Source organism: Cupriavidus sp. TMH.W2 (genome assembly GCF_050847365.1).
Lineage (GTDB): Bacteria > Pseudomonadota > Gammaproteobacteria > Burkholderiales > Burkholderiaceae > Cupriavidus.
In genome coordinates this window covers 3287511-3306991 of the sequence record NZ_CP193792.1, presented here as the reverse complement: position 1 = coordinate 3306991, position 19481 = coordinate 3287511, and the positions used below count along the sequence as shown (strand labels likewise).

Genomic DNA, 19481 nt, shown 5'->3' with positions numbered 1-19481 from the left:
AATGTCGACAAGCTTATTTGCCTCGGCGGTGGTGCTGCGCGATTCGAGCCTGATTCGGAACGCTTGCCTGATCGCGGGGGAGTGGACTCAGGCGGACGACGGCAAGACAGTCGACGTGCGTAATCCGTCGACTGGGCGCTCGCTCGGAACGGTACCTTGGATGGGCCAGGCTGAGGCGCGGCGCGCGATCGAGGGAGCCCGCGACGCATTGGCGGCGTGGAGTGCGCGCACCGGGAAGGAGCGCGCGGCAGTGCTGCGTCGCTGGTATGAACTGATGCTCGAAAACCAGGAAGACCTGGCGGCCATCATGACGGCCGAGCAAGGCAAGCCGTTTGCGGAGAGTCGTGGCGAGATTGCGTATGCGGCTTCATTTTTCGAGTGGTATGGGGAGGAGGCCAAGCGGATCTACGGCGATACGATCCCCGGGCATGCGCGTGACAAGCGCATCGTTGTGCTCAAGCAGCCGATCGGGGTGTGCGCGGCGATTACGCCGTGGAACTTCCCTGCGGCCATGCTGACGCGCAAGATTGCGCCGGCACTCGGCGCGGGCTGCACGATGGTGCTGAAGCCAGCGATTCAGACGCCGTTCTCTGCACTCGCGTTATGCGTACTAGCCGAGCGCGCCGGCGTGCCGAAAGGCGTGATCTCGTGCGTCACGGGATCGGCTGCGGAAATCGGTGAAGAACTGACGACGAGTCCGATCGTGCGCAAGGTGTCGTTCACCGGGTCGACTGAAGTGGGAAAGATGCTGCTGACGCAATGTGCGTCGACTGTAAAAAGGGCGTCGATGGAGTTGGGCGGCAACGCACCCTTCATCGTTTTCGACGACGCCGATCTCGATGCAGCAGTCAAGGGGGCGATCGCGTCGAAGTATCGCAATGCGGGGCAGACCTGCGTCTGCGCGAACCGCTTGCTGGTTCAGGACGGCGTCTATGACGTGTTCGTTGAGAAGCTCGCCGCGGCTGTGCTAGCCCTCAAGGTTGGCGACGGATTCGAGGAGGGCACGACAATTGGTCCGCTGATCGACGAGCGTGCGGTCAGCAAGGTGGCCGAACACGTCGCCGATGCCGTTTCCAAGGGGGCGCGAGTTGTCGTCGGCGGGAAGCCGCATCATATGGGCGGAAATTTCTATGAGCCGACAATTCTGGCAGACGCGTCGCCCGCGATGCAGATCTTTCGCGAGGAAACCTTCGGCCCTGTCGCTCCTGTGTTCCGCTTCAGTACCGATGACGAAGCGATTGCGCTCGCGAACGACACGGAATTCGGTCTTGCGTCCTATTTTTATAGCCGCGATATTGGTCGCGTGCTCAAGGTCGCCGAAGCACTGGAATATGGGATCGTCGGTATCAACGAAGGGCTGATTTCCACTGAAGTCGCGCCGTTCGGTGGCGTTAAGGAGAGCGGGCTCGGCCGAGAAGGATCGAAGTACGGCATCGAGGATTATCTCGAACTGAAGTATCTCTGCGTTGGCGGAATCACCTAAAGGAACGTGGCCGGCGGCGCGCCGGCTATTCTCCATGCCGAGGCGCGTGGCTCGCGAGACCCCTCCGATGAGCCCCAGGGGCAGTCTGCGTGCGCGACGTCGTGTGTCTGTTGGCGACGGGGACGTCATCGCTGCGCGGAGCATCGCAGCCGCGCGCATTCCGACCGTTGGGGATACCAGATGCCACGGTCACCGGGATAATTGATCTCTGGTCACCAAGCGACTACTTTTCGAGTATATTGTGGGGGTTACCAAAAGGAACCCCATCATGCAGGAATCGCCTTTCGGCGCATGGCAACCGTCAAAGCGCATTGACCGCGGCAAGGCTGCGGAGCAGCTTCTCGATGATTTGCGGGAACAAATCCTTAGCGGACAACTTGCTCGGGGCGCAAAGCTTCCGACTGAGAAGCAACTGGCCGAGGCATACGGTGTGAGCGGCCCGACTGTGAGAGAGGCGATACGCGGTCTCACCACGGCGTGTCTCGTGGAGGTGCGGCACGGTAGCGGCGCCTATGTGACTGCTGAAGCGGATCAACTGATCGCAGTTTCGCTACGTTCGATGATTCAGATGGAGCGCATCGGCCTTCGCCAGGTGCTCGGGGTACTCGGCGCCCTAGTTGAGTATGCCGCCGGCCTGGCCGCGGAGCTTTCGACTGCTGATGATGTAAGGACGATGCAGCAAATCGTTCAAGATATCACGCAGGCTAAGGATGCCGTAGGGATCACATCTGGCTTGACGCAGTTTGTCGATGCGCTGGGACGGGCCTCCGGTAATCCATTGGTGGCCGCACTGTGCAAATTCCTTGTTGGTGTGCAAGTAGGTCTTGCTGCGCATTTATTGAGAAGTTCACCTGCGTCGTTGCGAAAGACTGCGGGTCGGCTTGCAAAGGAGCGGCAAGAGTTAGTCGATGCAATCGCCACGCGGGATCCGGAGGCCGCGCGAGCTGCGGCGCGAGCCTATCAACAGCGCGCACTGAAGACGATGTTGGCGCTGCCCAATGCGGACACAGCGCTCATGCCGTCGCCGGAGATGTCATTTTTTACGTCATTGCTCCAACACAAGTGATGAGCGTCGCCAGCTGAGATGCCATTCCGAGCCCTTAGCCAGGATCTGCAACCCCGACCGAGTGCGGGGTTCTTCTTTTGTATCAATACCCAATGGGTATTAAGGCATTGGAAGAATTTGAGCTCACGTCTGTGCTTAAGCGGCAGATCTCTGTGGGCAAGCGGCATTTTTTCCTGGTAGCGGGGCCATTCAATCAGGGGCTGAGTTCAGACGCCATATGGAATGCGACCGTAGCGGGCCGGAGGCAGGCTATGCCCACACACTTTCATCGGAAGCCCCTGGTGATGCTCATCCACCCACTCACGTGCGGCTTCGATCGAATCAAACTTGGCCGGGATACAAATTGAGTTGTCGTGGAATACGACTATCACCAGCCAACGTTCGTTGATCTGTGAGATGCGGATTCTCTTGGGGGGACTCATGCCGAAGAGCGTATTCCCGATCCGCGGGTGCAGCCTCTGACAGTGCGGCAGTTGAGATAGCAGATCCTGCGCGCAGGGAAGAGTTTTGACATGTCTATCCAGGCCTTGCCTTGGTCGGTGCCGTCTGTCGAGCGGACCTGAGCCCAGTGGAGGCGGCATTCAGTAGATGTCGGAGTTACACGCGAAACGGTGGCAAGGTGAGGCTGAGCATTGTTCTGCTTCGATCGCGTGAGGGTGTCCGATTCGTCCTCTCGTCGTTGACCGCCTTCCGCAGCCTTGACGTGCTTTCCGCTCGATCGTCCGCTTGGGCGGGGACGGTCATTCGTCCCGTCGCTCTTGTGCCGACGATATCAACAACGCAAGTATCGGGTTGGGGATCGTTGCGCCGCTAGCGTTCGGTTGCGCGGTAAAGATCTCGATCGCGCGCTCCTGATAGGAGCGTGCTGCCTTGCGCGCAGCCTCCGGATTGCGCTTTTTGATGGCTTCTAGAATACGCAAGCGGTGGCGCTGCATCGCTCCCGCTGTTGCATGCCAGCTTTCAACGCTTCCGTCAGCTAATTCTGCGACGAGTCCGATCTGAATTTTTGCAAGTAGCCGGCTGAGTGCAACCAGTAGTGGATTACGTGACGCGTTCGCAATCGCTTCAATGAAGCCACTGACACCCGACGAAATGACCTCAACTTCGGTACCCTGCTGAATCCGCTTCAACGATGCCTGAATCGCGGAGATATCGGATTCCGTGGCTTGCGTGGCCGCGAATTCAGCCGCGTAGGAGATCAGTGCGAACAATACGCCCAGCACGTGCGGTGCACCGATGCGTTCCAACTGGATCACGGAGCGCAATGAGAACGCAATCAATTGATCGGTGTTGGCGGTCACATAAGCACCGCTCCCGTGCCGGACCTCGATGAGTCGTGCAACGGTCAGTCCGCGAACCGCTTCCCGAATTGTGGCACTGCTTACCCCGTAGCTGTCCGCAAGGCGCTTTTCTGTCGGGAGTTTCGTCCCGCGAGGAAGCTTTCCGCCGAGTATTCCTTCGCGTAAGTCATCAAATATCTGTTCAGCCGCGTTGCCCCGCTCGACCCGCTTCGACGGATGCCAATCCGACGCAGTGACTTTGTCCATGAAATCTCCTTCTGTTGCACAGATGACTATACTATATTCAACAGGTGACAATGTGACGTAATGACATAACGATGAATGGGCTGTTTGCCGGAACGGTCATGCGGCGTGGAGTCTGCGAGCCTATCCTGACGTCTTGCGGCATTTTGGGAGGAGCGATGGTATTGCTAGCAAGTCAGCAACTGGCGCCACAAGGCGTCCTGCGCGCAGGGGTGAACCTTGCCAATACACTGCTTGTCAGCGGAGTCAGGGCAACTGGAGAGCCCTGGGGTGTTGCACCGGATCTCGCGCACTGGATCGCGGAGCAACTCAGTGTCCCGTGCGTCTGCGTACCGTTCGCATCACCGTCCGATTTGCTAGCGGCGGCGGACGATGACGTTTGGGATATCTGCTTGATCGGTGTGGATTCGCGGCGCTCCAACACAATCTCATTTACAGGTCCCTATGCGGAAACGGAAGCCACATATCTTGTGCGTCGCGACTCCGGAGTACGAAGGATCTCTGAGGTCGATCGACCGGGTGTACGAATTGCGGCCGCAGATGGTAGCGCATATGCTCTCTGGCTATCGCGTCATCTCACACATGGGATCCTTGTACCGAGGAAATCTCACGAGAGTGCGCATCAGGCTTTCATGATAGGAGAGGCGGACGCACTTGCAGGCCTTCGCCCCAATCTGTCACGTAGCATGTTGATGTTGCCGGATTCGCGGGTGCTCGATGGAGGCTTTCTGGCAATCCAACAGGCGGTCGGAACTCGTAAGCAGAACTACGCCGGTATCGAGTTTCTTCGAACCACGATCCACGAAGCTTGCTCGCGCGGGGTCGTCGCTGACGCGATTGCGAAACACCGAATAGGTGGCTTAAGAGTAGTAAGCGCAATGGCCGATTGAAGTCATGCGAATTCAGTACCCGTTGCGCGCATGACGGGTTGCCATTGGTGGACGGTTGGCGACTGCGACCTTTCACTTCGCCGCTGATGTCGCACCGGAGGTGAGTCAAGGCTCCGAGACCATGAGCGTTGTGATTCGACCGCACATCGCATCGGGTTTTCGACACCGTGACGGCATCTCCGGGAAGTAGTGCGCACTTCTATCCGACACCCGTCGAGACTTTCTGCCTGGTTTTGGCGACGAATAGCACTGTCTGCAGCTTCGATGTGCTATTCATCAATCGTTCAACAGGGAGCAGGCACGCGTTGCGTCAATCGGTCACCGCATGTAGTCCGACTTGTGTGATGCCGTGGATCGCACAAAGTTCATCATTATCGGGGTGATCGCCACTAATGCCGATCGCTCCTACATTATTGCCGATGGCGTCGCGAATCAGCACACCACCCGCTACTGGAACGATCCGACCACCCGAGATATCAGTGAGAGCTGAAAAGAATGCAGGAGCCGCGAGCGCCCGTTCGGCCAGTCCTCGCCCCCCGTGCCCCATCCCAAGTACGCCCCAGGCCTTCGCATGCGCGATCTGCGGGCGCAGGATGCTGCTGCCATCTTCACGCTTGAGTGCGAGGAGATGTCCGCCGGCATCCAACACGGCGACCGTGAGTGGTTGGAATTTTTCTTGATGTGCCTTGTGCAAGGCGGCGTCGATGATTGCAGATGCCTGGGAAATTGTGAGTGCTTGCATGTAGATACTCCATCGTTTGCTTTGAGGAAATGGGAGTCGCCGTTGAGCGCCCCCTGAAGAGCCGCTTACCTTCATCTGGTATGGCGTGGCACCGCGGGTGAGTCTTGCGACATTTCTGAATCCATGGATGCTCGCGCGCGCGGAATGAGCAAACGTCCGATCAAGAACACCGAAACTGACGCGCCGAGCGAGGTTGCGCCAACCGCGATAAACAATTGCTCCGTGTCCATGCCGGCCCCGAACAAAATGCCTCCCAAGACCGGGCCGATGATTGCGCCAACGCGACCCACGCCCACGGACCAGCCGATGCCCGTGGCACGCAAATGCGTGTCGTAGAATGCGGCACAGAGTGCGAGCGTGCACATCTGGGCACCGATGCTCAAGCAACCGGCCGCGAACGCCATCGTGCTTAGCATTTCGGCGGAATCCCCTGCAACGCCAAGCAAGGCTATGGCGACCGACCCAAGCGCAAATGCGGTGCTGATCACGAAGGCCGTGCCGAATCGATCTGCGAGTTTGCCGAGTACGATGCAACCGATGACAGCGCCGAGATTTAGCATCGATACAGCGTGCACGGCGCTCTCGATCTCCAACCCTTGGCGTTGCGCGACCAATGGGATCCAGTTGACGAGAAAATACGTTAGCAACAAGCTGAGAAACAGCGTGATCCAAAGCAGTACCGTGCCTGGTGCGCGACCGTCCCGGAACAAGCTGCGTATCGGTGCCCGTGTTTCGCGGATGCTTGCGCAAACTGCGCCGCTCCATTCAGCTTCGCAGCGCATACGTCGGACAATCCGAGCAACGCGAATGTAGTCGTTCCGCAGTGCCAGATAATGAATCGACTCTGGCATGAACACCACTAGGAGGGGCATGAGCAGAATGGGCAGTATGCCGCCAATGATGAATACACTTGCCCAACCAAGAGTTGTAATGAGTTTCGCGGAAGCCAGTCCCCCGATTACTGCGCCAATCGGGAATCCACAAAACATCATCGAGACCAGCGTGGCCCGTAGTCGTGCTGGCGCGTACTCGGAGGTGAGCGAGATGAAGCTCGGCAGTGCGCCGCCGAGGCCGATTCCCGTAACGAGCCGGATACCACCAAGCATGGTGACGGATGTGCATAGGGGGGTAAGCAGCGAACCTACCGAAAACAGCAGAACCGTGCACAGCAATACCTTTCTGCGTCCGATCCGATCGCTGAGGATTCCAAACACGATCGCACCGATCAAACCACCAACGAGGCCCGCCCCGAAAACCGGGCCGAATGCCGAAGGCACTACGTGCCATTCCTGCAGAATCGCCGGAGCAACGAATGCAATCGCTTGCGTATCAAAGCCATCGAGCATTGCGACCAGCGCGCAGAGTAGAACGATGACAGTTTGGAAACGGCCGATGCGACGCGTGTTGATGAGGGTTTCCAGGTCGTAACCGGGAATCGATTGCATATCATCTCCTTGCTAGGAATCCGGCACATCTCGATGAGTTTGGTGCGGCGAGTCCAGTCAGCACGCGATGTCCTCGGCCACGCTTGAAGCGCGCTGGAGACTTCTGCACACTCCAATAAGGCCAGTCGGTGCAATTTGCGAAGAACGGGCCAAGACAATCGATAGCATGGACCGTTCCGATTCCAGCGCGCCCTTCATCCCGATCACGGACAGCGCCCGCATGGAGCGGTCCCTGCCGTGCACATCCCTGCATCGACACCATAATGGCGTCCTATGTCCGACGATTGGTGCCACTGCGTACAGGGCCAGGCTACACAGCTGCAAAGTGACAAGGTGACTTGTTGAGTAATCGTAGCTGCGATCGGCCAGAGACGCAAGAAGAATCAGGTCTTGCCGGTGTCCGTTCACCTCAACTTCGGTGTGGTGAAGGGGGCCAGACGCGCGAGGCGATACAACGAGCGATCGATGTCTTGGGCGAAGTTCAGGCGAATGCCGCGATCAAGTAAGCCCAAGTACGAGATCGTCATGGACCTCCCGCAGCGCAGCGAGCATGGTGTAACCGATACTTCGCGTGCAGATGTCGTCCGCGCGGGTATCGCGCTGCCGATATCTTGGAGCGTCGCGACGCGCTGACGCGTAGCGAATACATATAGCGTGCGATCTGCGGCAGCACTTGCGAGTGCCGTCGCAGATCTGACCGGTAGCCGCGTCTGCGTGTGATACGCCCTGCGCCAGACGAGCCCGTGGGCTTGTCTGTTCAGCTGAAGCCTCGCTCGCCTTCTCGCGGCGAGGCAAGCGAGTCGACATTAGACGGCACTGGACCAGTCATTCAGCGAAGGGCTTTTGCGTGATGATCGATGTGCTCGCCGATGAAAGTCCCGATGAAGTAGTAGCTGTGGTCGTAACCCGGCCTGAGGTTCAGTTGTAGAGGGTATGCCTTGGCCAGGCACGCTGCACGAAGCAGTTCTGGTTTCAGCTGGCTTGCCAGGAACTCATCGTCTTCGCCTTGATCTACTAGTAGTGGTAACCGCGCGGCTCCTGCTCTGATCAACTCCAGAGCGTCGTGCAACTTCCAGGACTCACGGTCATCGCCAATATAGGCCGTGAATGCCTTGGCGCCCCAAGGCACCTGGCTCGGTGCGACGATCGGCGAAAAAGCGGACACGCTGCGATAGCGCGCAGGGTTGCGGAGTGCGATGACCAGCGCGCCGTGACCACCCATCGAATGTCCGCTGATCGACCGTGCGTCACTGGCCGGAAACTGGCTTTCAATCAACCCCGGCAACTCGTCGACCACGTAATCGTACATGCGAAAGTGCTGCGCCCATGGTTGTTGGGTGGCATTGACGTAAAATCCGGCCCCTTTTCCTAAGTCATAGCTTGGATCGTCGGGTACATCATCGCCGCGCGGACTGGTATCCGGCGCGACGATGATGATGCCGTGGGCGGAGGCGTATCGCTGCGCGCCGGCCTTGGTGATGAAGTTTTGCTCTGTGCACGTCAAACCGGAGAGCCAATACAGAACGGGACATTTTTCGCCGCGCAATGCTGCACCGGGCAGATATATGCCGAACCTCATCTCACAGCCGAGGGTGGTGGAAGTGTGCTTCCAGACTTCCTGGTAACCACCGTGGCTCGCGTGCTGCTCTACGCGCTCCATGCCATCAGACCTCCAGATAAGTGCCTTTGGCCTTGGCCGCATGGATAGCAAGAATATCCATCAGCTCCGGGCAGAGGCTATCATAGGGCTCCAGACCTTTGCTACGCAGCGTCTGGCGTACCTCGTTCATTGCGGACGGCGGGACACCGCTTTCGATAATCGAGGAGACAAAAGCTGCAAAGCCGGGGCCGTCCCAGCCGGCATCCTTTGACAGTTCCGTGTGGATAAAATCCAATCCGTAAAAGGCGTGGTCCTTGTTTTCGATGCGTCCGTAAAGGTGCGTGCCGCATGCGGAACAGGCGTGGCGCTGGATCAATGCCTTGTCGTCGACAACCTTGAGCTTCTCGCTATGGGCCGTAACCGCCAGGCTCTGCCGTGGAACAGCACCGACGACCGAGAACAGCGCATCCGCTGGCTTCCAGCACTTGGTACAGCCGCAGGCGTGATTGAAGGCGACCTGCGCATCAACTCGAACCTCGACCGGATCATGTACACATTGGCAGCGCAGCGTACCGCCTGCGAATTGATCGGTTCCCTTTTGAATGCCGCGATCTACAGTAGGGTGAATTTTCACGGTCACAATTAACCTCCTTTACGATGAGTCAATATTGAATGACGGTCCGGATTGACCTTCCTTCTTGCATCAGAACGAATGCTTCGTTGATGTCTGCGAGCGATTTCGTGTGGGTTACAAATGGCGCGAGCCGAATCGTCCCGTTCATGGCGTCCTCCACCATGCCTGGCAACTGCGATCGGCCTTTGACACCTCCGAAGGCCGTGCCGAGCCAACGGCGACCAGTGACCAACTGAAACGGACGAGTTGAGATTTCCTGACCGGCTCCGGCTACGCCGATGACGACTGCTTGCCCCCAGCCTCGATGCGCGCTTTCGAGCGCGGCGCGCATGACATTTACGTTGCCGATGCACTCAAAGGTGTGATCTACACCCCAACCCGTCATTTCCACGATCACTTGCTGGATCGGCTTCTCGAAGTCCTTGGGGTTGACGCAATCGGTGGCCCCGAACTCCCGCGCCAGATCAAACTTGCTGGGGTTCGTATCGATAGCGATGATGCGTCCGGCCTTAGCGAGCTTTGCACCCTGAATCACCGCGAGGCCGATTCCGCCGAGTCCGAATACCGCCACGGTGTCGCCTTCTTGCACCTTGGCGGTGTTCTTCACCGCGCCAAGACCCGTGGTCACGCCGCAGCCAAGCAGGCATACGTGCTCATGGTTGGCCTCTGGATTGATCTTCGCCAGCGATACTTCCGCCACTACGGTGTACTCGCTGAACGTGGAGCAGCCCATGTAGTGGTAGATCGGCTGCCCGTTGTAGCTGAAGCGAGTGGTGCCGTCGGGCATCACGCCTTTGCCTTGGGTGGCGCGTACGGCCACGCAGAGGTTCGTCTTCCCGCTCTTGCAGAACAAGCATTCGCCGCATTCGGCAGTGTAGAGCGGGATAACATGATCGCCCGGTTTGACGCTCGTCACCCCTTCGCCAACCTCCACGACAACGCCGGCTCCTTCGTGACCAAGCACGACGGGAAAGAGACCCTCCGGATCTTCGCCAGAGAGCGTGAAAGCATCCGTATGGCACACGCCGGTGTGGGTAACTTTCACCAGTACCTCGCCTGCGCGAGGCGGCTCGACGTCGATTTCGACAATTTCCAAGGGTTCGCCGGGTGCGAAAGCAACGGCTGCGCGCGATTTCATGTCATTCCTTTAGACGAGAAGCAAACTGTAAGCGAACAATCACATTCAAACGATCGAGTGGCAACAGCGACGTACATAATCGATTCATCGATCCCGCGTCGGGGGTATGACGCGCCAGACGCCGTCCTCATGGCGGAAGAAGAACATCGAGATCACCCCTGTGGGCTTGTCCGCCTGGACACATACATAGCATTCCCGTCTAGATCGCCTATTCCTGAACAACGTGACACGAACGCCCTTCACAGGGTCGGGGACGAGCCAGTAGTCGACCATCAGACGCAGGGACTTCCTCCATGAGCTAGCCATCGCCTTCTCCTCAATCTCGGGCTGGCGCCCGAGTTGTGCACTTGCGCCGCCCCATCTATCTAACGCCTTTTGTCACTACGTCACCTGGTAACTAGTTTAGTTGGTGTCACGGCGGGATGCAACTTCTGAATGTTCCTGCAGGGCCTTCACACAAGCACAAGTGCCATGGACTACCACCTCGGTACCCGTCGTCAGTCGCAGATGATTTGGACAGTGAACTGATCAGGAAGAAAAGAGTGGCGCCGAAGATCGCTTACAGGTCGTTGAAACGTGCGTACGAGCGCAGCAGGCTGTAGCGTATTTCGATCCATTCGTTCATGGCACGCCTGGCCAGTTCGCACGCCAATAGATCACTCGTGTGTCATGCTTCCGGGAGACTGATGCGGACGCTCCCGCGGCCGGAAGTTGCCAATGGACACGAATGTCCGGACCAACAACTTCGCATGCAGCCTCGAGTGGGCTTTGCATCGAACGATGAACTCAATTCTTGAAGCAACCGGAACACCCACGGGTGCCCGGTTGAGGTGACGGCCGAGACGAACTTCAAAGAGGCAGGACGACTGTGTAGGAAGCTCGCGAAGAGGCCGTTACTCAGCGGACGCGACCGTCATCTCACGGTTGATCAGTCGTCGTGCAAACCGCCATTGGCCCTGACTATCTCGACGCAAAGTATCTGATAAGTCGCTGATGCGCAATTGGGCTGGCCTCTCCGGGCCGTTTTGCTCGAAAGTGAGTTGCACAGCGGTCGTCTCTGCGGAGTGGTCATCCATTGAAACGACGCGCAAGTTTGACCAAACGTGCCGCGTTTTGCGCCCGGGAATCCGCGAGCGCCGGCTGGCTTCGTCGCCAATTGCCAGTTGGCCCTTGATTTCTTGCCCTCCCACACAGAGCACGCCATCAGATGCGAACAATCCCGAAAGGCCGGCAGCATCGCCGTGGTCGACGCACCATGAGAACTCATTGAACAGGCGCTCAATCTCTAGCCTGTCAGATACCGTCATTGCGTTGTCAATCGCTTGCATTGGATCTTCCGTAAACTGAATGTGAACAAGACACCAGGTAACACGGTGACGAGTATATGCCAGCTATGCAGGAAAGGGAACAGACCGCGGACGACGGCGTTCCTCTATCGATTCGCTCAATGTTCGGGTGCTGATCGGGCTCGAACAGGGTGCAGAAGTTCACCTGCTGTCAGGGAAGACCGAGTTCCGTCCCGTGATGTAACTCGGAGTCGTCATCGCTTAGCCACGCAAGTTCGGTTCGACCCCTAAAGTGCACTTTCAGAGTGGCTGTTCAGCATCTCTTCCGTTGACCGCTGCCGGGCACACAGAGGCCCTCTCAGCCCACGCAACCTGCGCGTAGCGAACGGCGGCCGACACCTCAGAGCGGCGCCGTTCGATCCAGTATCTGATCGTCGGTCCAATGTCGCCCAATAAGGGATACCCCTTGGAGATTTTCACAATAACATGTGCTAGTGTACATGTCACCAGGTGACCTCATGACAAGTTCACGATAAGACGGTGATGCCGAGTGTACCGGCGTAGCTGTTAGCGTGACGAATCGTAAGGAATGCTACAAACTCCATGATGAGGAGGAGGAGACATATGAATACGCCGAGGCAGGCACTCGCGGTGGCAGCGAACATCGCGGTGCTGAGTTTGATGCCATCCACGGCAGGTGCCTACGAGTTTGGGTCGGTCGGTTTTGCGCAGCCCCCCGGAGTTGACATCCTGGATGTGGGGGGATCGCCGCCGCCCGGGCTGTACGGCGGGGTGGGGATGAACTTCAGTAGCAGAACCGCGACTGGTCCAGGGGCCCCCACGGGAGGCGCGGAGCAAATTACGGCAGTCGGGCTTTCACCGGCGCTGAACTGGGTTACGCCCTGGACGTTGTTTGGTGGGCGATACAGCGTCGTGGCAGTACAGCCGCTTAACTACAACAACGTCGGAGCCCCGATCAACTTAGACAGGCAGGGATTACACAATACATATGTCGCGCCATTGAATCTCAGCTGGGCACTTGGCGATTCTGGGGTCTTTGTTAAGACTTTCTTCTCCGCCTTTGTCCCGGTTGGATCGATTAGTGGACCCACTGGCCTAGGCAGCGTGGGCGTTCCCTGGTGGACGCTCCAGCCGGGTGTAGTTGTGTCATACCTCAAAGATGGATGGAATCTTACTTTCAGGTCGGCGGTTGAATTCAATACACCGAACTGGAAGACTGGCTATAAGAGTGGCGATGTCTTGCACCTAAATCTCGTCGCAACCAAGACCTTCGGGCCGTGGACGGTCGGTCCCATCGCGACCTATATCGGGCAGATCTCGGACGATCACTCGAGTTCCGTCTATCGCGGCGCGATCAATGCGAATCGATACAACGACACAGCGGTCGGAGGCCTGGTGAGCTACAACTTTGGGCCTGCTTCCGCGCACCTCTGGTTCACGAAAGACATAGTTGTCAACGCTTCGGGAGGCCGAGCGGGGAGAGCGGATCCTGCGATCTTCGCAAAGGGTTGGAGCGTATTCACTTCGATTTCGTTTCCGTTCAAATAGCCCGAACACTCAGCCATCTGGGCCGGCGTATCAAGTTCGTTGTTGCGCTGGCTTAAGCATCGGTTGTTGCTCGCTATACCGATCCTTGAGGGTCATTATGTCAGAGAAAAAGTACGTCCAAATTAGAGAAGGTCTTCTCGAAGGCGGGACGAACAACGGGGTTCACAGGTTTCTTGGTATTCCCTACGCCGCCCCTCCTGTGGGAGACCTGCGCTGGCGTCCACCTGCCCCCCCACTTGCCTGGGAGGGTTCGCGCGACGCAACGCGGTTCGGGCCATGCGCGATACAAACCATCGGTGCAAGTTTCGACTTGCGTGTCGCACAAAAGAGCGAGGATTGCCTGTATCTCAATGTGTGGACCACCTCACTGGACCAGCGGGATTGCAGGCCGGTGATGGTATGGATTCATGGCGGTGGAAACTTGGGGGGGGCAGGCTCGGAGGATGCGTTCGACGGTACGCGCCTTGCAGGAAAGGACGTCGTACTCGTTACGCTGAACTATCGCCTTGGCGCGTTCGGGTTCCTGAGTCATCCGACGCTCGGGGCCAACTTCGCCGTGCTTGACTGGGTCGCTGCGCTGGAATGGGTTCGCGTGAACATTGTGAGCTTTGGTGGTGATCCCTCGAATGTGACAATTTTCGGGGAATCAGCCGGAGCAGTTGCTGTAAGGATGCTACTCGCGTGTCCGCGGGCCGACGGCCTGTTCCACAAGGCGATTATGCAGAGCGGAGGCAACGAGCGTGCAGCCTTTGCCCAGGAGCTTTCTTGGCAGCAAGCTCAAAAAGCCGCTGAACGGTTCTTTGAGCGGGTTGGCACTTCGGATCCGGTCGAGCTAAGACGTATTCCTGCAGAACTAATCGGTCAGGCATCCCACGACCTGTGCGGTCTGCCGCCGCCGCCTCGTCGCATTCATACGCCGGCGCATCTTGTGTGGGTTCCTTTTGCCGATGGTGATGTCGTTTTGCCTGGCGCGGACCCCCTTCACAGAAGGGGTATTCCCGTCCTCATGGGGTGTACGGAGAACGAGACGCGCTATTTCATCAAACCAGGCCGCGCATATCCCAAGCTCATGCTGGCGGGGATGACCGCGGTGCTCGCTGGATCCCGCCGAGCCGACGTAGCCGGCGTCCTGTCCAGGAAGCGACAAAGCACGTATGACTCGATCGACCAGCTATTTACAGCAGCGATCTTCACCGAGCCGGCGTATGAAACTGCACGCCGACTTACCAATTCAGGCAGACGTATCTACTACTACCATTTCAACAGGGTAGCGCCTGGTGCCGCCTCATCGCAGGAATTGGCCAAGCATACGGCAGAGATCCGTTACGTCTTCGGCAACCTGACTGCCGACGAATACTACGATGCACAGGATCAGAAGCTTTCGGCCCAGTTGCAAGCGGCTTGGGTCGAGTTCGCGAGCACGGGAGTACCAAAGGTGCAGGGATGCGAAGCGTGGCCGGAGTATCGAGTGGACGATCCGCAGATGACATATATCGGAGACACCATTGAGAAGCGCCCATTCAGACCTACCGAGCTGATCGAGATACTCAATTCGATGCGCACGCAGACCGCGCACACAACATTCTTCTCGACCAGTCGGATGCTACTAGCGCTCTTCACAGGGGGGGTGTTCACGCATAAGAAGCGCGTCAGGTGGTTACGGTCAAACAGCTGACTCTCACAGCCCGTCCATGGTCTGTTAGCAGTGAATGTCACTCCGACGCAAGGGCAAGCCCACTGATGAGGGCGCGCTCAGAGCAGCAATGGGACTTGGTACGTATCGAAGGAAGATGCAATGACTTGGAAAAACACAAAAATTGGCACTCGCCTCGGTCTTGGATTCGGGTTCGTGCTGCTGTCGGTGCTGATGCTGATCGGAATCTGTCAATCCCGCTTCACCAGCGTCGGTGACCTAAATACGAAGTTGGTTGACGTGGATTGGCCGAAGGCCCAAGCGACGACGACGATCAACACCACCATGCGCTCCAATGCCGTCCGTACCATGGAGTTGGTCATCCTGAATGACCAGGCGAAATTGAATGGGGCCATAGAACAGATCGACGGAAACAGAAAGATAATCAATGCGGCGGTGAACACACTAGACGAGCTGACATACAGCCAGAAAGGTAAAGAGCTTCTGAAGAAATTTAAAGAGAAGCGCGCGCGTTATGTTGAGTCCTTAACCAAGGCTCAACAGTTGATGAAGGAAGGGCAGCAGGAGGAGGCTCGACAGGTAGTGAGCACCGAAACACTCCCAGCGCTAGACCCTGCATTAGTGGCGATCCAGGAGTTGGCAGACTTTCAGAACAATCTGGCCAAAGAGAAAGGCGAACAGGTCAATGAACAGATTCATTCGGTCCATGGGGTGATCCTAGGTATCGGCGCCCTGGTGATACTGATGGGGGTTGGGTGCGCCTACTGGATCACGTGCTCCATTACCGGTCCGATCAATGAAGCTGTGAAAATCGCACAGACAGTGTCTGCCGGCGATCTTACCAGCCGGATCGAGGTGGCGAGCAACGATGAAACTGGCCAATTGCTTCAGGCGCTAAGGAATATGAATGACAGTCTGGTCACCATCGTCAGCAACGTGCGAACCAGCACGGAGGCGATCACCAGCGCCTCGAGCCAAATAGCCGCAGGTAGCCTCGATTTGTCCTCGCGTACCGAGCAGCAGGCCGCTTCACTAGAGGAGTCTGCCGCGTCGATTGAAGAGCTCACGACAACGGTAAAACAGAACGCCGACAACGCGCTTCAAGCCAACCAACTCGCATTCTCCGCTTCGGAAGTAGCTAGCAAAGGCGGTGAGGTCGTGTCGGAGGTGGTAGAGACAATGGGGGCGATCAATGAATCGTCGAAGAGGATTGTAGACATCATTGGGGTAATTGAAGGCATCGCGTTTCAGACCAACATTCTGGCGCTCAATGCTGCTGTCGAAGCGGCGCGTGCGGGCGAGCATGGTCGGGGGTTCGCGGTAGTGGCCAGTGAGGTGCGTACACTGGCTCAGCGCTCGGCTTCAGCTGCGAAGGAGATCAAGGCGCTGATCGACGATTCGGTTGAAAGAGTTGACTTGGGCAGTGAGCTGGTTTCCCAAGCAGGCAGTACGATGGCGGAGATAGTCGAATCCGTGAAACGTGTAACGAATATCATGAGCGAAATCACCGCAGCCACGCAAGAGCAGACCTCGGGTATCGAGCAAGTCAACCAGGCCATCTCGCAGATCGATGAGGCAACCCAACAGAATGCGGCATTGGTAGAGGAGACCTCCGCTGCGGCGCAATCTATGCGGGAGCAGGCGACCAGCTTGATGCTGGCGGTGAGCGTCTTCAAGTTGGATGCCGGTTTGTCGCCGACAAGGACGGCCGCTGATGTGCCGCTGAGGGGGCCGTGGTTGGCGAACTCACAGTTGCCAAGTACGGTCGCGACAGAGCTGCTGCCCACGGCCAAGGCAGAAACCGCAGGGGATTTGCGGTCCGGTCGTCTTACCATGAACAGATCAACTGCATCGGAAGAGTGGAAGAAGTTCTAAGAAGCAGATCAGCCGCGGCCTGACGCTTATTCGGAGTACCCGCTGAAAGACCCTATATGTTCGCGGGCTGGCCAACAGGATATGCGTGGAAGCTACGGCGGCGAAGGGGGGCGAAGAAATGCACACAGTCGCCTTTCGTTCGGTCCGTTCTCGGGCGCGTAGCGGGATTCCACTCCCGCTGCCGCACGGACTTGACCTCGTTTGATGGAAATCGGCGAGGCCCTTTCAATTTGTTGCCAAGGTTCGTTGGGGATGACGAGAGCGTGGTGGGTGCTAGAAGCTTCAAATCCAGAGCCACCGGCGAGAGCACCGCGTCAACCGTTATGGTTGGAATTGGTCCGGCCCTTGCTCTCAACGAGAACACTGGCTACGTCGCACTTGAGTTAGTGCAGTAACGCCGATATTCAGCTCCCCCACTTTCGGGCATTCGGTCGGGGCTGTGTAGCGCATTCACTTGGCATAGAACCTCGTCGTTTGCACCCTCTGTGTCGTTGTCATCATGGGAACAGCCCTCCTTTCCACAGGCTATCGGCCACCGGTGATTAAGGATTCCCCGCTTGCACATGAGATCAATGGCCCTGCCTTCGGCGGCGCAATTAGCGCTGCTGTCTCGGGATCTCGGGGCCCTGCCACACAGATAGGGCGGTTTATGGAGCTCGTTTTGGGGCGCGTTGGTCATCGGGCGTAAGCCTCTCGGTGACAGACGCGACCTCGATACATGGGAATGCCTTCCCGTTGAAACCATTTCGCTACAGGGCATCCACCACCTCCATCCGAATTAATCGAACGATGAAAGAACTGGACCCAGGTCACCTGGTGACCTACAATTGCCATCACAGAACGTAAAACGAAGATCCGCATACCTCGATGGGAGGAGACGCAAATGTATGGAAAGAACCGATTACTCTCGATGGTCGCGCAGAAGCAGGTACCGCTCGGCATCCAGATGTTCACTGGCAGCGCAGCGATCGTCGAGGTCCTCGGCCGGACCGGCTACGACTTTGTCATGATCGACACGGAGCACTCTCAAGCCAACGCGCAGGCGCTCGAAGAAATGATCCGTACAGCGGAGCTGGCCGGCCTGGCTCCCTATGTTCGGGTAACGAGCTTGCTTGGCGAGGTCGAGATTCGGCGCGCGCTTGAGGCCGGCGCCGAGGGGCTTTTCTTGCCCCGGGTGAACTCTGCAGAAGACATCAATCGGGTCGCTGAGTTTGCATTCATCCCGCCAAAGGGTAGGCGTCGCATATGCCCAGCAGTACGCGCGGCGAACTATAGCGCCCCGAGTTTGGAGCAGTACGCCGAGTGGAATAACGCCGAGATCGCTCTCATTCCGATTATCGAAACTGCCCAGGCCCTGGAAGACGTCGATGCGATATGCGCCCATCCCGACGTAAAGATGCTGTATTTCGCTCCAGGAAACCTTTCCCTCCAACTTGGTTTGGGCATGAAGGGAGTCCGCGGGCCACAACTTCAAGCCGCCTCGCGCAAGGTTTCGGACGCAGCGGCACGCCACGGTGTGGTTATGGTGGGCGGGCCAATGTTTGCGACCCCGGACTCTTGCAGAAGGGCTCTCGAAGACGGAATCAGGATCTTTTGTCTTGGGCTCGATACGTTCGGTTTCCGTTATTTTTGCGAACAAACTGTGGCCGCGGTCCAAGACGGAGTTACCGGCACAGACTTTACTCGACCACCTGTTCCGCCGGCCGGCCTTTAGCTACCTGGTAGAGGACCAAGAGAGAGCAGGAATAAGGTAATTACCAAAGGAGAAGCTATGGAAGAATATCGTTACAAAAGAATCGTCGTCGGAAAAAACGATGAAGGAAAATCTGCCGTTCTCACAACAACCGGTACTAACGTACAGCAGGAGCCGAATCGCTTTTATCGTGCGACGTTGTGGAGCACCAGCGAACACCCGGTCGACAACTCGATTGAAGGAGATCGAGCGGAAAAAGGCATCGGCCGCAACCCACCAAAGGGTGGCTCGCACGTTCGTGTACTCGAACTGTATCCCGACAATCCGGACAAAGAAAAGCTTCTTGCCCAAGTCAAGGAGGCCCACGAGAAGTACGGTCAGAAGTACAAGCCTACGGACGAGGACTTGGCGCGGCATCCAATGATGCACAGAACGGATACTCTGGATATTGTCTTCGTAGTCCGTGGTGAGGTGTACCTCATAACTGATGTCGACGAAATTCGTTGCACGCCCGGTGATTGCGTCATTGTTCGGGGGACAAATCATGCTTGGAGTGTGCGTGGCACGGAGCCGTGCCTGATGATGGGTGTGATGCTGGACGCGCATCCTCTCGATTAGGCGGCATTCGAGCCCGCAAGGGGCCCTGCCGGCGTCCGAGGGTTGGCCCGTCCGGGAGGTAGACGCACCGCTGTGGGCGCACACCGAGATTTCGCAAATCGCGCCGAGCTTACGTGTTGCCGATGTGGTCCTGCCGGCTTACGCCGGCAGCGGTGTCCCCGCGTTGGCTGCCATACGCAAGGGTGTGTCCATCCTGTACTGGCTGCCTCTGCCGCGGCCCGCGAGCCCTTGAAGGCCGAGCTCC

Annotated in this window: 15 protein-coding genes; 8 read left to right on the top strand and 7 right to left on the bottom strand. The window is 57.7% G+C overall.

Features of this window, described 5'->3' with window-relative positions:
* Position 1 precedes the first annotated feature (1 nt).
* Together gabD and ACREYQ_RS15140 are read left to right on the top strand one after the other, a co-directional pair.
* On the top strand, positions 2–1483 hold the full coding sequence (gene gabD / locus ACREYQ_RS15145) for an NADP-dependent succinate-semialdehyde dehydrogenase (protein ID WP_432258380.1): 1482 nt from the start codon (positions 2–4) through the stop codon (positions 1481–1483).
* A 268-nt stretch (positions 1484–1751) separates the two neighbouring features.
* Positions 1752–2549: a FadR/GntR family transcriptional regulator gene (locus ACREYQ_RS15140; RefSeq protein WP_432258379.1), complete on the top strand. Its 798-nt coding sequence runs from the start codon at positions 1752–1754 to the stop codon at positions 2547–2549.
* Between the two features lie 740 nt (positions 2550–3289).
* Here ACREYQ_RS15140 and ACREYQ_RS15135 read toward each other — a convergent pair.
* Complete coding sequence (locus ACREYQ_RS15135; RefSeq protein WP_432258378.1) at positions 3290–4096, bottom strand: FadR/GntR family transcriptional regulator; 807 nt, start codon at positions 4094–4096, stop codon at positions 3290–3292.
* 71 nt (positions 4097–4167) lie between these two features.
* On the opposite strand from ACREYQ_RS15135, the gene ACREYQ_RS15130 reads away from it, so the two are divergent.
* Positions 4168–4983 carry a transporter substrate-binding domain-containing protein gene (locus tag ACREYQ_RS15130; RefSeq protein WP_432258377.1) on the top strand — a complete coding sequence of 272 codons (816 nt, stop codon included), beginning with the start codon at positions 4168–4170 and terminating at the stop codon, positions 4981–4983.
* Between the two features lie 310 nt (positions 4984–5293).
* Here ACREYQ_RS15130 and ACREYQ_RS15125 read toward each other — a convergent pair whose 3' ends face one another.
* The 6 genes from ACREYQ_RS15125 to ACREYQ_RS15100 form a co-directional block, all read right to left on the bottom strand.
* The gene (locus ACREYQ_RS15125) at positions 5294–5725 is read right to left on the bottom strand and encodes a GlcG/HbpS family heme-binding protein (protein WP_432258376.1); all 432 of its coding nucleotides are present in this window, start codon (positions 5723–5725) and stop codon (positions 5294–5296) included.
* A 71-nt stretch (positions 5726–5796) separates the two neighbouring features.
* Positions 5797–7170, bottom strand: a complete 1374-nt coding sequence (locus ACREYQ_RS15120) for an MFS transporter (RefSeq protein ID WP_432258375.1) — start codon at positions 7168–7170, stop codon at positions 5797–5799.
* A gap of 829 nt (positions 7171–7999) precedes the next feature.
* Positions 8000–8830, bottom strand: a complete 831-nt coding sequence (fghA, locus tag ACREYQ_RS15115; RefSeq protein WP_432258374.1) for an S-formylglutathione hydrolase — start codon at positions 8828–8830, stop codon at positions 8000–8002.
* A 4-nt stretch (positions 8831–8834) separates the two neighbouring features.
* Positions 8835–9410, bottom strand: a complete 576-nt coding sequence (gfa, locus tag ACREYQ_RS15110; protein WP_432258373.1) for an S-(hydroxymethyl)glutathione synthase — start codon at positions 9408–9410, stop codon at positions 8835–8837.
* A 22-nt stretch (positions 9411–9432) separates the two neighbouring features.
* Positions 9433–10542 carry an S-(hydroxymethyl)glutathione dehydrogenase/class III alcohol dehydrogenase gene (locus ACREYQ_RS15105; RefSeq protein WP_432258372.1) on the bottom strand — a complete coding sequence of 370 codons (1110 nt, stop codon included), beginning with the start codon at positions 10540–10542 and terminating at the stop codon, positions 9433–9435.
* 893 nt (positions 10543–11435) lie between these two features.
* A complete protein-coding gene (locus ACREYQ_RS15100; RefSeq protein WP_432258371.1) occupies positions 11436–11870 on the bottom strand; it encodes a nuclear transport factor 2 family protein in 435 nt (144 codons plus the stop codon).
* Positions 11871–12452: 582 nt separating this feature from the next.
* Here ACREYQ_RS15100 and ACREYQ_RS15095 point away from each other — a divergent pair.
* The 5 genes from ACREYQ_RS15095 to ACREYQ_RS15075 all read left to right on the top strand — a co-directional run bounded on the left by ACREYQ_RS15095 (position 12453) and on the right by ACREYQ_RS15075 (position 19237).
* Positions 12453–13397, top strand: a complete 945-nt coding sequence (locus ACREYQ_RS15095; protein ID WP_432258370.1) for a SphA family protein — start codon at positions 12453–12455, stop codon at positions 13395–13397.
* A gap of 97 nt (positions 13398–13494) precedes the next feature.
* Positions 13495–15072 (top strand): carboxylesterase/lipase family protein, encoded by a 1578-nt coding sequence (locus ACREYQ_RS15090; protein WP_432258369.1) that lies wholly within the window; start codon positions 13495–13497, stop codon positions 15070–15072.
* Positions 15073–15192: 120 nt separating this feature from the next.
* Entirely contained in the window at positions 15193–16926 is a 1734-nt protein-coding gene (locus ACREYQ_RS15085; RefSeq protein ID WP_432258368.1) for a methyl-accepting chemotaxis protein, read from the top strand.
* Between the two features lie 883 nt (positions 16927–17809).
* Positions 17810–18640, top strand: a complete 831-nt coding sequence (locus ACREYQ_RS15080; protein WP_432258367.1) for an HpcH/HpaI aldolase family protein — start codon at positions 17810–17812, stop codon at positions 18638–18640.
* Positions 18641–18697: 57 nt separating this feature from the next.
* Positions 18698–19237 (top strand): cupin domain-containing protein, encoded by a 540-nt coding sequence (locus tag ACREYQ_RS15075; protein ID WP_432258366.1) that lies wholly within the window; start codon positions 18698–18700, stop codon positions 19235–19237.
* Positions 19238–19481: the final 244 nt, after the last annotated feature.